The organism is Pseudodonghicola xiamenensis DSM 18339 (assembly GCF_000429365.1).
In the GTDB taxonomy this organism is placed as follows: Bacteria; Pseudomonadota; Alphaproteobacteria; order Rhodobacterales; family Rhodobacteraceae; genus Pseudodonghicola; species Pseudodonghicola xiamenensis.
Window position 1 is genome coordinate 233308 of sequence record NZ_AUBS01000002.1, and the last position, 14116, is coordinate 247423.

Annotated in this window: 15 protein-coding genes and 1 tRNA gene; 9 read left to right on the plus strand and 7 right to left on the minus strand. The window is 65.9% G+C overall.

Annotated features, from left to right (window positions below; genetic code table 11):
- The first annotated feature begins 4 nt into the window (after window positions 1–4).
- Together G455_RS0104035 and G455_RS0104040 are read left to right on the plus strand one after the other, a co-directional pair.
- Window positions 5–829 (plus strand): hypothetical protein, encoded by an 825-nt coding sequence (locus tag G455_RS0104035; protein WP_028092513.1) that lies wholly within the window; start codon window positions 5–7, stop codon window positions 827–829.
- Window positions 826–1836: an endonuclease/exonuclease/phosphatase family protein gene (locus G455_RS0104040; protein WP_028092514.1), complete on the plus strand. Its 1011-nt coding sequence runs from the start codon at window positions 826–828 to the stop codon at window positions 1834–1836. Before G455_RS0104035 ends, G455_RS0104040 begins: the two co-directional genes overlap by 4 nt.
- Here G455_RS0104040 and G455_RS0104045 read toward each other — a convergent pair.
- Entirely contained in the window at window positions 1816–2688 is an 873-nt protein-coding gene (locus G455_RS0104045) for a Rossmann-fold NAD(P)-binding domain-containing protein (protein WP_028092515.1), read from the minus strand. The two genes, G455_RS0104040 and G455_RS0104045, sit on opposite strands and share 21 nt — an antisense overlap.
- Before the next feature lie 97 nt (window positions 2689–2785).
- Between G455_RS0104045 and G455_RS0104050 the strand changes: the two genes are divergently transcribed.
- Together G455_RS0104050 and leuB are read left to right on the plus strand one after the other, a co-directional pair.
- Complete coding sequence (locus G455_RS0104050) at window positions 2786–3697, plus strand: LysR family transcriptional regulator (protein WP_028092516.1); 912 nt, start codon at window positions 2786–2788, stop codon at window positions 3695–3697.
- 107 nt (window positions 3698–3804) lie between these two features.
- Window positions 3805–4911, plus strand: coding sequence for a 3-isopropylmalate dehydrogenase (gene leuB, locus G455_RS0104055; RefSeq protein ID WP_028092517.1), 1107 nt, complete (start codon window positions 3805–3807; stop codon window positions 4909–4911).
- A gap of 3 nt (window positions 4912–4914) precedes the next feature.
- Here leuB and G455_RS23265 read toward each other — a convergent pair whose 3' ends face one another.
- Window positions 4915–6510: a Na/Pi cotransporter family protein gene (locus G455_RS23265; RefSeq protein WP_051312133.1), complete on the minus strand. Its 1596-nt coding sequence runs from the start codon at window positions 6508–6510 to the stop codon at window positions 4915–4917.
- A gap of 128 nt (window positions 6511–6638) precedes the next feature.
- Here G455_RS23265 and G455_RS0104065 point away from each other — a divergent pair.
- Window positions 6639–6715: transfer RNA gene (locus G455_RS0104065), tRNA-Pro, on the plus strand.
- 383 nt (window positions 6716–7098) lie between these two features.
- Complete coding sequence (locus G455_RS0104070) at window positions 7099–7920, plus strand: LysR family transcriptional regulator (RefSeq protein ID WP_035366082.1); 822 nt, start codon at window positions 7099–7101, stop codon at window positions 7918–7920.
- A 48-nt stretch (window positions 7921–7968) separates the two neighbouring features.
- Here the strand turns inward: G455_RS0104070 and G455_RS0104075 are convergent, their stop codons facing one another.
- Together G455_RS0104075 and G455_RS0104080 are read right to left on the minus strand one after the other, a co-directional pair.
- Window positions 7969–8484, minus strand: a complete 516-nt coding sequence (locus G455_RS0104075; protein WP_028092519.1) for a DUF1697 domain-containing protein — start codon at window positions 8482–8484, stop codon at window positions 7969–7971.
- A gap of 45 nt (window positions 8485–8529) precedes the next feature.
- Window positions 8530–9159 carry a ribonuclease T2 family protein gene (locus tag G455_RS0104080; RefSeq protein ID WP_028092520.1) on the minus strand — a complete coding sequence of 210 codons (630 nt, stop codon included), beginning with the start codon at window positions 9157–9159 and terminating at the stop codon, window positions 8530–8532.
- A 132-nt stretch (window positions 9160–9291) separates the two neighbouring features.
- Between G455_RS0104080 and G455_RS0104085 the strand changes: the two genes are divergently transcribed.
- Together G455_RS0104085 and G455_RS0104090 are read left to right on the plus strand one after the other, a co-directional pair.
- Window positions 9292–10068, plus strand: coding sequence for a DUF1013 domain-containing protein (locus G455_RS0104085; protein WP_028092521.1), 777 nt, complete (start codon window positions 9292–9294; stop codon window positions 10066–10068).
- A 164-nt stretch (window positions 10069–10232) separates the two neighbouring features.
- A complete protein-coding gene (locus G455_RS0104090; protein WP_035366085.1) occupies window positions 10233–11432 on the plus strand; it encodes a benzoate/H(+) symporter BenE family transporter in 1200 nt (399 codons plus the stop codon).
- A 3-nt stretch (window positions 11433–11435) separates the two neighbouring features.
- Here the strand turns inward: G455_RS0104090 and recR are convergent, their stop codons facing one another.
- The 3 genes from recR to G455_RS0104105 form a co-directional block, all read right to left on the minus strand.
- A complete protein-coding gene (recR, locus tag G455_RS0104095) occupies window positions 11436–12029 on the minus strand; it encodes a recombination mediator RecR (RefSeq protein ID WP_028092523.1) in 594 nt (197 codons plus the stop codon).
- Window positions 12030–12093: 64 nt separating this feature from the next.
- Window positions 12094–12438, minus strand: a complete 345-nt coding sequence (locus G455_RS0104100) for a YbaB/EbfC family nucleoid-associated protein (RefSeq protein ID WP_028092524.1) — start codon at window positions 12436–12438, stop codon at window positions 12094–12096.
- 84 nt (window positions 12439–12522) lie between these two features.
- A complete protein-coding gene (locus G455_RS0104105; RefSeq protein ID WP_028092525.1) occupies window positions 12523–13470 on the minus strand; it encodes a GlxA family transcriptional regulator in 948 nt (315 codons plus the stop codon).
- An 81-nt stretch (window positions 13471–13551) separates the two neighbouring features.
- Between G455_RS0104105 and G455_RS0104110 the strand changes: the two genes are divergently transcribed.
- Window positions 13552–14100, plus strand: a complete 549-nt coding sequence (locus tag G455_RS0104110; RefSeq protein ID WP_028092526.1) for a cysteine hydrolase family protein — start codon at window positions 13552–13554, stop codon at window positions 14098–14100.
- The last annotated feature ends 16 nt before the right edge of the window (window positions 14101–14116 follow it).

A 14116-nucleotide genomic window follows, 5' to 3' on the forward strand; every position in this document is an offset into this window, starting at 1 on the left:
AACAGTGTTGGTACGCTTCACAGGCGCGACCCTGCGCGGGTTGCTCGTGGCTTTGGTGGTGGCGCTTCCGTCGCTGCTGCTGCCTGTGCGCGCGCCCGAGATCGTGACCCTGCTGGCGCTGGTAGCCGGGCTTCTGACCTTCGCGGAATACAACTCCTCCTATCCCAGCATCGTCGAATTCCGCAGCGCACCGCCACTGAACCGGCTGCGCTTTATCGCGCTGTTCTCCATGATCACCATGCTGACGCTGATCACCAAGCACCAGCAAGACCCCAGCAACCTGACCGCCCTGGCCAACGGACTTGGTCTGTTTCTGGGCCATTGGGCCGATTTCCCCTATTCGCCGGTTCGCCTCACCGTGCTGATGCTGCCCCCCGAGACCCCGCAGGCGACCGTCGAGACGGTGCGCATTGCCGCCAGCCTCGCCTATGTCATTGCATTGCTGGCGATCGCGGCTTTCTTGCTGAGTGTGAAAGTCTTCGGCTGGCCGGTGGCGAACGGCGCCTTCAACGTCTGGACCAACCTGCCACTGTTCGACCCCACCGCCGGGGGCGATGTGGTGCACCGGCTGCAACGTGACGGCCAGATCAACATGGTGCTGGGCATTCTGCTGCCCTTCGCGATCCCCGCGCTGATCAAGTTGGCCTCGGCCCTGATCCAGCCACTGCCGTTTGACGAGCCGCAGACGATGATCTGGCTGATCAGCGCCTGGGCCTTCCTGCCCGCCAGCATGATCCTGCGCGGCATCGCCCTGCTGCGAATCGCCGCGCTGATTGCGCAGAAACGGCGCCGCGCCTATGCGGATGCCGACGCCGCCCAGGTGGCATGAGGGGGCTTGCCGCCCTTCTGATCTGCCTCGGCCTCACCTCACCGCTATGTGCCGACCCGATCCGGGTGGCGAGCTTCAATACCGAATTGTCCCGCAGGGGGCCGGGCCTGCTGCTGCGCGATCTGACCCGCAAGGGGGATGCCCAGATCGACGCAGTGATCGCGGTGATCGCCGGCGCACATCCCGACATCCTTGCCCTGCAGGGCATCGACTGGGATCTGGAGGGCCGCACGCTAACCGCCCTCGCCAGCCGTCTGGAACAGGCGGGCCTGGCCTATCCCCACCGGCTGGCACTCAGACCCAACAGCGGGCTGGACAGCGCGCTCGACCTCGATGGCGACGGCCGGCAGGGCGGGCCGGGCGACGCCCAGGGCTGGGGGCGCTTCACCGGCCAGGGCGGCATCGCGGTGCTGTCGCGGTTTCCGATACTGACGCAGGAGGTTCGGGACTTCACTCCGCTGCTCTGGCGCGATCTGCCGGGGGCGGAGCTACCAACCCATCCCGATGGCGCCCCCTTCCCCTCCGAGGCGGCGCAGGCCGCGCAGCGGCTGTCCTCGACCGCGCATTGGGCGGTGCCCATCGCCCTGCCCGATGGCCCACGACTGACGCTTCTGACCTTTCAGGCGACCCCGCCGGTCTTCGACGGGCCGGAAGATCGCAACGGGCGGCGCAACGCCGATGAAATCCGCCTCTGGCAGCTTTACCTCGACAATGCCCTCGGTCCGGCACCCGAGGGCCATATCGTCATCGCCGGCGGCGCCAATCTGGATCCGGAGCGGGGTGCCGGGCGACACCAGGCAATCCGCGATCTGCTGGCTGACCCCCGTCTGCAAGACCCGCTGCCGGGACAGCCGACCGCCGCATTCGACGGACCGGGGCCGCTCAGGGTGGATTACCTCCTGCCCTCCTCCGATTGGCGAATTGAGGGCGTCGGGCTTTCCGCCCCCGCGCCCGAGGCCAGCCGTCACCGGCTGATCTGGCTCGATCTAGTGCCGGACCAGCTCTGAGGGGATGGCGCCGGCCAGAGCCTCCTCCAGCGGGGTGTGCTGAAACTCGGGCAACAGGCGCTCAAAGCGGCTGCCGTCCAGCGCGTGCGGCGTGGACCAGAGATAGCTCATCTCAAGCAACCGCCGCGCCAATGGCCAGAATGGCGAGGCCAACCGCAAGGGCAGCCTGGACATCGACCGCAGCGTCAGCCGCCGGCCCATCACATGCCCCAATGCACGGCACATCTCTACCCCGCTCAACGCATAGCCGGGAAAGGGAACCTCGCAAAACTCCGGCAACTCGGCCCGCTTGGCTGCCAGCGCCTCGGCCGCGCGGGCGAAGTCGGGCAGATAGGCCCAAGCATGCGGGATGTCCGGATTGCCCGGATAGGTGAAGATGCCTCGATGCAGCGCCGGGATCATCATCCGGTCGAACCAGTTGCCTGAGGCCTCGGTATCCAGGAAATCGCCACCGCGCAGCAGGACGGTCCGCACCCCGGCATCGCGATAGGCGGCCTCCATCGCGATCCTGAGCCGGCCAAGTTCGTTAGTCGCCGCCCGCGGCGAAGTTTCCGACCAGGGCGAGGGCGTGGTCGGCCCGAAGACATAGACATTACCCGCCAACACCACCGTCGCGCCGCTTTGCCGTGCCACCGCGATCACCTGATCGGTCAACTCAGGCAACAACCGCGGCCAGTCCGGATAGGCCGGGTTCCAGCCGTTGACGATCACATCCACGCCCGTCGCGGCCTCGGACAACGTATCGCGCTTGCGGTCGAAGCGCCGCACCTCCCAGCCGGCCTGGGCGAAGGCCATCGCACAATTGCGGCCGAACCGCCCATGCGCCCCAAGGATCAATGCCACCTGTGCCATCTCGGCCTCCTGTCTCTGGCTGTTGTCCCTACTCAGATACGCTCCGTTTCATACCATGGATATTGCATGGAATTGACAATCCTGTATTCAAAATTGAATGGATATATCTCCCCTCCCTCCCGACTGGTCGCTGATCCAGAGCTTTCTGTCCGTGGCCGAGGCCGGATCACTCTCGGCCGCGGCGCGGGCGCTGGGGCGCAGCCAGCCCAGCCTTGGCCGCGATATCCGCGCGCTGGAGAGCCAACTGGGCGCCACGCTGTTCGACCGCCACGCGCGCGGGCTGCGCCCCAGCGCGACCGGCGCGCGGCTGCTGCCCCATGCCCGCCGCATGCGCGAGGAGATTGCCGCCATCGCCCTGACGGCCGCGGGCGAGGCGCAACAACTGGCCGGAACGGTTCGGATCACCGCCAGCGTCTTTGTCGCCCATTACCTGCTGCCGCCGGTGCTGGCCGAAATCCGCACAGCGGAACCGGCGATCCAGATCGACCTGATGCCCAGCGATGACAGTGAAAATCTGCTGTTTCGCGCGGCAGATATCGCCGTGCGCATGTACCGCCCGACCCATCCCGACCTGATTGCGCGGCATGTCGGCGACGTGCCGATGGGGATATTCGCCGCCCGCAGCTATCTGGAGCGGGCCGGTCGCCCCCAGCGGATCGAGGATCTGAGGGCCCATGCCATTGTCGGCTTCGACCGCAACCCGCTGATCCTGTCGTCGATGCGCGCTCAGGGCTGGGTTGTGGACCGCGATTTCTTCGCCATCCGTTGCGACAATCAGGCGACCTATTGGGAGCTGGTCCGCGCCGGTTGCGGCATCGGCTTCACCCAGGCGCAGGTCGGCCGCGCCGATCCGCTGGTCGAAGAAGTGGAGCTGGGCCTCACGCTCCCGGCGCTGCCGATGTGGCTGACCGCGCCAGAGCTGATGCGGCGCACCCCGCGCATCGCCCGGGTCTGGAGCCTGCTGTTCGACGGGCTGCAGGCACAACTCGGATCACGGCCAGAGGGCTGAAACCCCATTCCCGGTGGACAATCCTCTATTTCGCCCCACCCGGTGTTATTGACCACTCGTTGCTGGCGCGCTAGGCCCTTGCGCAACATCTGTAAAGGAGTCTGCGCATGTCCAATCCTTCGCTTCTGATCCTGCCCGGCGATGGCATCGGCCCCGAGGTGATGACGGAAGTCACCAAGATCATCGACTGGTACGGCGCCAAGGGCGGCCTGAAGTTCGACGTCACCATGGATCTGGTCGGTGGCTGCGCCTACGACAAGCATGGCACGCCGCTGACGGACGAGACCATGGCGAAGGCGCAGGACGTCGACGCCGTCCTGCTGGGCGCCGTGGGCGGCCCGAAATACGACAACCTCGATTTCAGCGTCAAACCCGAACGCGGCCTGCTGCGCCTGCGCAAGGAAATGGACCTTTACGCCAACCTGCGCCCGGCGCAGTGCTTTGACGCGCTGGCGGACTTCTCCTCGCTCAAGAAAGACGTGGTTGCCGGGCTCGATCTGATGATCGTGCGCGAACTGACCGCCGGCGTCTATTTCGGCGAGCCCCGTGGCATTTTCGAAGAAGGCAACGAGCGCGTCGGCATCAACACCCAGCGCTATACCGAGAGCGAGATCGACCGCGTCGCGCGGTCTGCCTTCGAACTGGCCCGCAAGCGGGACAACAAGGTCACTTCGGTCGAGAAGGCCAACGTGATGGAATCCGGCATCCTCTGGCGTGAGGTGGTGCAGAAGGTTCGCGACGAAGATTATCCGGATGTCGAACTGAACCACATGTACGCCGACAACTGCGCCATGCAGTTGGTCCGTGCCCCAAAGCAATTCGACGTGATCGTCACCGATAACCTGTTCGGCGACATCCTGTCCGACTGCGCCGCGATGCTGACCGGTTCGCTCGGCATGCTGCCCTCGGCCTCGCTCGGTGCGCCGATGGCCAATGGCCGGCCTAAAGCGCTGTACGAGCCGGTGCATGGCTCTGCCCCCGATATCGCAGGCCAAGGCAAGGCCAACCCGATCGCCTGTATCCTCAGCTTCGCCATGGCGCTGCGCTACAGCTTCGATCAAGGGGCCGAGGCCACCCGTCTGGAACAGGCGGTCGAAAAGGTGCTGGCCGACGGTCTGCGCACCGCTGACCTGCTGGGCGAAGAGGGTGTCAAGCCGGTCTCGACCAGCGAAATGGGCGATGCCATCGTGGCAGCCCTCGACGCCAGCCTCTAAGGCTCACTCTCCCGGCGGGGTCTCCTGAAGCAGGCCCTGCCGCGCGACACGGTCGTAATGGCCGATGCGCGCGGCGTGATGCACGCTGCGCTGCAGCCAGCGCATCGCATCGGTATGCGCGAAAACCTCCGTCAGCGAATAGAGCCCCGCATGCTCGCCCAGCAGCAGGCCGCGGCGGTGCCGCCCCACCCGATGTGCGATAAGCGCTTCCAATCGCGCTAGCCGGTCGGCCTCCATCTCTGCCGGCGAAGCGGCGGCGGCGCAGCCCAGAAGCGCCCCCATCAATACTGCAGGACGACGCAGGCTGCGGTCTTCGAACAGGGTCTGGATATAAGCGGTCTGTCCTGCACGTTCGGTCAGGCGGCGCAGGTGGTCCGCCTCGTGCAAAAGCGCGGAATAAACCTCCTCCTCCCGGTCCAGCCCCTCGGGCGGACGAATCGCCGCAAGATATTGCTCCAGCCGGTCGAGCGCCGCAGGCAAGGCCGGAGCCAATGCGGCGATCAACCGATAATCGGGCGTTTCCCGCATTGCCGCGGCCAAGGCCGCGAACAGCCGATCCGCGATGATCTGGGCCCCACCCCGGGCCACCGTCATCGCCGCCCGCGCATCGCTCAGCAGTGCCCGATCAAGGCCCAGCCGCAGCCGGTCCTCCTCCCGTTCAGGCACCAGCCGCTCGATCAACGCGGTGAAGCGCGCGGTCATCGGCAGGAACAGAACGGTCCCCATCAGGTTAAAGCCGGTGTGAAAACACAACAGCGTATTCAACGGCCCGATCGTCGCGGCCAGGTCGGACAGCCCCGGCGCGAAGATCAGCAGCAGCGGAAAGGTCAGCAGGGTGGTGATCACGTTGAACCCCAGATTGGCGACCGCCGTCTGCCGCATCACCCGCGATCCCCCGACCGAGGCCAACAGCGCGGTAAAAGTGGTGCCGATGTTCATCCCTAGCACCAGCGCCGCCCCCTGCTCGACCCCGACGGCACCGCCCTGCAACAGCACCAGGGCCAGAGCCACCATCGCGCCCGAGCTTTGCAGCACCGCCGTCATCACCAGCCCCGCCAGCGTCAACACCAGCATGGCCAGCGCCCCGTGCTGGGGCAGCAGATCGGGGCGCAGCAAGCCGCTGACATCGGCCATCCCGGTCTGCATCAGCTCCAGCCCCGACAGCAGCAGGCAAAGGCCGGCCACCACCTGCCCGGCCCGGGCCACACGGCCCCGACCGATCAGCGCCAGCAGCGCCGCCGGCAATAGTGCCAGCATCGCCATCGCCCCAAGCTGCAGCTTCATCCCCAGCAGCGACACCAGCCAGCCGTTGGTGGTGGTGCCGATATTCGCCCCGAAGAGGATCCCCATGGCCTGCGGCAGGCTGATCAGCCCGGCCCCCACGAAGCCCACCGTCATCACCGTGGTGGCGCTGGAGGATTGCACCAGCGCTGTCGCTGTCGCCCCGGTGACCACCCCGCGCAGCGGCGTCGTGGTGAACTGCGCGAGAATCGCCCGCAGATTCGACCCCGCCATGTCCTTCAGCGCCCGGGTCATCGCATCCATGCCCATCAGAAACATGCCGATGCCACCCAGAAGGTAGAAATAATTCGCCGTCATTGCCCGCTCTCCCAGAGGCGCAACACTGCCCCGCCCGCGCGGTTCTGGCAAGCAGAGCAAAAGTCCGGCTTCATTGCATAATGGCCCTTGCAAATCCCCCAGGGCCCGTATAATCCCGCCCGCACGGTCGGAGTGTAGCTCAGCCTGGTAGAGCACTGTCTTCGGGAGGCAGGGGCCGGAGGTTCGAATCCTCTCACTCCGACCAGATTTTCCATGTCGATAGTCAGGGCATTTGCCCTTTCGGGTCACGAAATGCCCTTTGGGTGCCGCGGCGCCCTGGCTCGGTTTGCCCGCCGCTAGAGGGCAAACTCCTTATCTGCACCCGCCGCGCGGGTGCGCCGCTTCATGAAAACACTGCTTCGTGAGAACATAGTGTCTGTGGCTGCCCCTTAAGGTTGCAGATGAGGCTGCGGCCTGAATGACCTCGGCCCGAACGGCGCGGCCCGGCACCGTTCATACCCACAGCCAAGGCGCGCCTGCCGAGATCAGGCCACGACACGCCTTGCGGGCGGTACGGCGGCTGGTAACCTGTGACGGAACCCACCCGACGATCGCGGCACTTGTGCCCCGAATTCATGAAAGGACAGCATGCGAGAGGTCAATCGCCTGCAGGAAATGGAGGTTTTTCTTGCCGTGATGGAAGAGGGCAGCTTTTCCGCCGCCGCCGTGCGGCGGCAGATGACCCCATCGGCCGTTTCCAAAATGATGACACGGCTTGAAACCCGGCTGGGCGCGACGCTGCTGCGCCGAACAACGCGACGCGTTCAGGTCACGGATGAAGGACAGGCCTTTGCCCGGTCGGCCCGCGGCGTGCTGGCCGCGCTGGACCAGGCCGAACGCGAGGTTGGCGGCGGCCCGGTCGCCGGCCTGGTGAGGATCGCCACCAGCTCTGCCTATGCAAATTACATCCTCGCGCCAATGCTGCCCCGCCTCCTGCGCGCCCACCCCGAACTTGATCTGGAATTGATCGTCGGGGATGGGATCACCGACATGGCCGGCCAACCCGTCGATCTGGCGATCCGGGCCGGGCCACTGCCGGATTCAACGCTGCAGGCCAGATCGCTGGGTACGACCGAGGTGCTGACCGTGCGGGCCCCCGGTGCGGTGGCGGCCCAAGTGGGCTTTGCCTATCCCCGGCGCGATCCGCTCTGGCATGGCGATACCCCTCGGGTGCGCGCCAATGATGGCGCCACCGTCACGGCGCTGGCCGCGTCGGGCTGCGGCACCGCGCGCGCCGGCGCCTTCATGCTGCGAGAGGCGCTTGCCTCCGGTACATTGGAAACCGTCCCCGGCAGCGCCATCGGACAGGAGCAGTTCCACGTCGTCTATCTTGGCAAGGCCACGACGCTGCCGGCCCGCATAACTGCCGTGGTCGAATTTCTCACCCGTAATGGCCGCGTCGACACCTGAAGCCCCCGCATATCGCCATAACAGCGCCCCCCAAACCGAAGCGTGCACCTAGCTCTGGCCCATCGACAGCTCCGCCAGTTTCGCCACCGTCCGCAGATTGCGCACGGTTCCCTCCGCCATAACCGGCAGCCTGAGCCGGGATCGCCCCATGCCATCGGGATAGTGGATGAACACATCGCACCCCGCCGGCACGATATCCTCCGATGCCCTGCCCCTCGCCCGGTCGATCAGGTCGGGCGGCGCTTCGCTTTCAAGGAAGAGAACGGCAACCTTATCCGGGGCAGCCTCAGGAAAGGGATTGCGCGCCAGAAGACTGCGCATCGCCGCGCCGTCCCGCAGGATGACGCTGACAGGCTTGCCGCAATGATCCAGCAACCCGGCCTCAAGCGCGGCACGGGCGACGGCGGGCGAATTATCGGTTTCAAAGACCACATTGCCGGACTGGACATAGGTTCGCACATTCGAAAACCCGGCGCTTCTGCAAACCTCCCGCAACTCTGCCATCGGCAGTCTTCCGGTGCCGCCGACGTTGACGGCCCGCAGCAGAGCGATCAGGGACATCATGCCCGCCTCCTCGACAGAGGATCCCGGGCTTCATCACGAAACCTGTCATGGAATCGGCTCGAACAAAGCATCCGTGAGCTTGCAGTCGGTGATCGTGTCGCGCCCGCAGGGAACAGGTTTCAGGCTGCGCGACAGACAAACGCGTACCTCCTGAATATAGCCGCGCTGGCAGGTGACGGTCAGCATGTCGCCGGTCAGGGCGGGGTTGGCCTGCCGAAACGCATCCTCCACCACAGAGGCCGGCAGTTTCACCGTGCTCTTGAGCTTGCGGAAGACCGCCGGGCGGTTGATCCGGCCATAAGCCTCACGCGCGAGGGCGAAATAGGCCGGCGCCGACAGGCCCGAACAGACCCCGTGTTTCTTCCACTGATACCACGCCAGGCCCGACGTCCCCATGATATCGGCCATTTCGGCGGTCATGCGGCGGGTCGGCGCAGGCTCGGCGGTCCGGCAATACTCGGGCCAGCCCCGGTGATATTGCGGCCAGAGCCCGTGCAGCACCCAACCGTAATCACGCCCCGGATCACATTGTTCCGAATTGCGGCCCCGCCCTTCGGTGGCGCACCAGTTGGGCGACCAGCTCAGCGACATGACGTAATAATCGAACTGCCCGGCCTTTTCACCCCCGGCGAAAGCCGGCAGGGCCATCATCAGCCACAGGAGGATCCAGCGCATTCACTCTTCCCTTATTTGCTTGAGCCTACTATATAGGCCCGAAGTTCCCCCACAACGGAAACCCGTTCCGGAGACCCTCCGGGACCGCCCCTGATCCGGGCGACGGGAAAACTACGCGTAAGGAGACACGAGATGGCAAAACTGCTGCACCCCAAGGCAACCGCCGTCTGGCTGGTGGACAATACAACGCTGACCTTCAAGCAGATCGCCGATTTCGTGGGCATGCACGAGCTCGAGGTTCAGGGCATCGCCGATGGAGACGTCGCGGTCGGGGTCAAAGGCTTCGACCCTGTCGCCAACAACCAGCTCACCCAGGAAGAGATCGACAAGGCCGAACAGAACCCGCTTCTGAAGCTGCACGTCAAGTTCAACCCCGCCGCCTCCGGCGAGGAAAAGCGCCGTGGCCCGCGCTATACCCCGCTGTCGAAGCGGCAGGACCGCCCCGCCTCGATCCTGTGGCTGGTGAAATTCCACCCCGAGCTGAGCGATGGCCAGATCTCCAAGCTGGTCGGCACCACCAAGCCGACCATCCAGGCGATCCGCGAACGTACCCACTGGAACATCGCCAACATCCAGCCGATCGACCCTGTGGCACTGGGGCTGTGCAAACAGTCCGAGCTTGACGCGGCAGTGCAGAAAGCTGCAGCCAAGCGCGCCGCCGAAGGCTCGGTCATGACCGATGACGAACGCCGCAAGCTGGTCAGCACCGAACAATCGCTGGGCATGGATATCGAACCGAAGATCCCCACCGCGATCGAAGGCCTTGAAACCTTTACCCTGTCAGGCTCGCACGATGCGGATGAGGACAAACGGCCCGAACCCGACATCACCGACGCCGACAGCTTCTTCAACCTGCCGGCTGGCGGGGCTGACGATGACGACGAGGATGAGGACGACTTCCGCCGCTAAACGCGCGCGCCCGCCGATCCAGCACACCCCCGAGGCCGATGGTCTTCGGGGGTTTTTTATGCGGCGTGGCCCCTCCCTGGCCCGACCAGTTCGGTTTTGACAGCCCCGGAGCGATACGGCATCTTGCCCGGGCCGGCACGATCCCGGCCACCGAAAGGAACATCATGTCACCGCTCTTCAGGGATTTTTCCCTCAGCTCAGTCACATCGGGGCTGCTATCGGCTTTTGTCGGCTTTTCCAGCTCCTTCGCGGTGATCGTGCAGGGGCTGACTGCGGTCGGCGCCTCGCCGGCGCAAGCCTCCTCGGGGTTGATGATGGCGGCGGTGGCGATGGGTCTTGCCGGCATCGTCCTGAGCCTGCGCCACAAGATGCCGCTGTCGGTGGCCTGGACCACGCCCGGCGCGGCATTCCTGGCCACGCTGCAGGCGCCGGAGGGCGGCTTTGCCGTCACCGTCGGCGCCTTCATGCTGGCGGCGGCGCTGTGCATTCTGGCCGGGCTTTGGCGTCCGCTGGGGCGGCTGGCCGAATCGATTCCGATGACGCTGGCCAATGCGATGCTGGCGGGCATTCTGCTGCCGTTGTGCCTTGCCCCCTTTCGCGCCATGGGCCTGCTGCCCGAAATCGCGCTGCCGATCTTCCTGGCCTGGGCGATTATGGCCCGCATCAACCGGCTTCTGGCGGTGCCTGCTGCGGTCGTGGTCGCCGCCACACTGGTCGCCAGCGGGCTGGAACCTGGCGCCTTCGCCCCCGAACAGCTCTGGTCCGGGCCGGTCTTCGTGATGCCCCAGCTCACCCTGGCCGCCGTTGTGGGGATCGCCCTGCCGATGTTCGTGCTGACCATGGCGTCGCAGAACGTGGCCGGCATCGCGGTGCTGAAATCCTTCGGCTACACACCGAAAGCAGGGCCGCTGATTTCTTTCACCGGTCTGGCCGCGCTGCTGTCGGCGCCGTTCGGATCGCCCGGCGTCAACATGGCTGCGATCACTGCCGCGCTTTGTGCCGGACCCGAGGCGCATCCCGATCCCGACCGCAGGTACTGGGCGGCCATCGTCGCCGGCATCGGCTATATCGTGATGGGCTTGGGCGCCGCGCTGGCGGTGGCGCTGATGGCCGTGGCACCGCCGGCGGTGATCGCTGCTGTGGCGGGCCTCGCGCTGATGGGGGCACTGACCGGTTCTCTGACCGCCTCCATCGCCCAGCCGGAAGCGCGCGAAGCCTCGGTCATCACCGTGCTGATCACCGCCTCGGGCCTGTCCTTCTTCGGGATCGGCGCCGCCTTCTGGGGGCTGATCGCAGGGGCCGCGCTCTATGCCTGGGATACCCGCAAGCTGCGTCGTGCGGCGACAGCAGAAGCAGCCGAGTAGCGCTCAAACCTCCTTGCGGGCCCTGAGCGCTGCGCTGATCGTGCCGTCGTCGAGGTAATCGAGCTCTCCGCCGATCGGCACCCCCTGTGCCAGCGAGGTCAATTTCACCTGCCCCTCGAGTTGATCGGCGATATAATGCGCCGTGGTCTGGCCCTCGACCGTGGCGTTCAGCGCCAGGATCACCTCGGTGATGTGCTCGCCAGGGATGCGATCCAGCAGCTTGGGAATGCGCAGCTCTTCGGGCCCCACAGCGTCAAGCGCCGACAGCGTGCCGCCCAATACGTGATAGCGCCCCTTGAAGACCCTCGCGCGTTCCATCGCCCAGAGATCGGCGACATCCTCGACCACGCAAAGTTCACCATTGGCACGGCGGTTGTCCTGGCAGATGTCGCAGATGTCCGACGTCGCCACATTGCCGCAATTGAGGCATTCGCGCGCAGTCGCGGCGACCTCCTGCATCGCATCGGCCAGCGGCGTCAGCAGCAGCGCCCTCTTGCGGATCAGGTGCAGCACCGCCCGGCGAGCCGAGCGCGGGCCGAGCCCGGGCAACTTGGCCATCAGCTCGATCAGATTTTCGATCTCGCGGTTTGCGGGCATGAGCAACCTGTGCGGCGGGAATGCGGCCGGGCGGGACGCCCGGCCGATCTGTCAGATCCGGAGATCAGAACGGCAGCTTGATGTCCTTCGGCAGGCCCATGCTTTCGGTCAGGGCGGCCATTTCCGCCTGCGCCTTTTCCCCGGCCTTGAGCTGCGCGTCCTTGATCGCGGCAAGGATCAGATCCTCGACCACTTCCTTGTCATCGCCCGAGAAGATCGACGGGTCGATATCAAGGCCGACAAGTTCCCCCTTGGCAGTGGCGGTCGCCTTGACCAGACCGGCTCCGGCCTCGCCGGTAACGGTCAGATTGGCCAGATCTTCCTGCATCTGGGCCATTTTCGTCTGCAGTTCCTGGGCAGACTTCATCATCTTGGCCATATCGCCGAGCTGGCCGAGTCCTTTGAACATGGGGCTCTCCTGAAAGGTGTTCGTGCTTGGTTCACAGATACGCGCGCAAGCGCCCCGGCACAAGACCACGCCACCGCGATCCCCCTAGCCCCGGCGCCCCGCCGCGATGCGAAAACGATCCCGATACGCCCCCGGGCTGAGCCCGGTCACCGCCTTGAACGCGCGGGAAAAGGCCGACACGTCCCGATACCCCACCGCCCAGGCGATCCCGGCGGTGCTTTCGCCGCCACGCTCCAGCGCGCCGCGCGCCTTTTCCACCCGCAACCGCTGCAGATAGGCCGCCGGGCTCATCCCGGTGGCGCGCAGGAAACGACGCAGAAAGCTGCGTTCGCTCATCCCCGCGCCGGCGGCGAGCATGGCGACGGGCAGCGGATCGGCAAAATCGGTATCCATGCGCCGCTGCACCCCGAGGATCGCCACATCCCCATGGCTGCGCGGGGGGCGGAACCCGGCATAGTGGCGTTGCTCCCGCCCGGCGGGATCGACCAGCAGGTGGCGCGCCAACCGCGTCGCCAGATCGGCGCCGAACCAGAGCCCCACCAGATGCAAGCCCATATCCAGCCAGGCCATCAGCCCACCGGCGGTGACCACGTCGATATCGTCGATCAGGATATGTTCGGGCTGTAGCTTCACCCCGGGAAAGGACGCACGAAACCCGGCCTCCAGCGCCCAATGGGTGGTCGCGGGGCGCCCGTCCAGAAGCCCCGCCTGCCCCAGCCAGAAGGCCCCGGCGCAGACCGAACAGGCCAGCGCCCCTTCGGCATGCCGATCCCGCGCCCAATGAACCAGCGGATGATCCGGCGCTGCCTGCGTCGCCTCCAGCGACGGCGGAAAGACAAAGGCATCCACCGCGGCCTCGGGCCGATTTCCGGCATCGACGCGGATCAGATCGACTGCCGCGCCGGCGGCCCCCGCCCCGGTGAGGCGCGGCAGCAGGGCAAACATATCCGCCATCCCCTCCAACGCCGAGCGTTGCACACCGGGATAGGCGACCAGAGCCAGACGGATCGGAGAATTTGGCGATACCTGCATGCAATTTGTCATAACCGCCAATATCGAACTGCGTCAATCCGGGCCAGACTGCGCCAATCAATCGAAAGTGGGAGTTTCAAGATGACCAAGCGCGCCCTGATCCTGGTGGATATCCAGAACGATTATTTCGCAGACGGCCTGTGGCCAGTGGCGAAGATGCAGGAGGTGGCAGGAAATGCCGCGCGGCTGCTGATCCACGCCCGGGCCACCGGCGACCTGATCCTACATGTCCGGCACGAAATGGCCTCGGACCAGGCGCCGTTCTTCCGCCCCGGAACCCCGGGGGCCGAGATCAACCCGACCGTGGCCCCGGCAGAGGGGGAGGCCGTGATCACCAAGGCGCGGCCCAACAGCTTTCACGGCACCGGCCTGCTGGACCGGCTGCGGGCGGCCGGGGTCGAAGCGGTGACGATCTGCGGCGCAATGAGCCAGATGTGCATCGACGCCACCGCCCGGGCGGCAGCCGATTTCGGATTTGCGGTGACCGTGGCTGAGGACGCCTGCGGCGCCAAGGAGACCAGTTTCGGCGGCGTCGCCCTCACTGCGGAACAGGTGCATGCCGCCTTCATGGCACCTCTGGCAATGAGCTATGCCAAAGTGATGCAGACAAAGGATCTGCTGGCGGATTAAGCGCGGCACAGGGCCC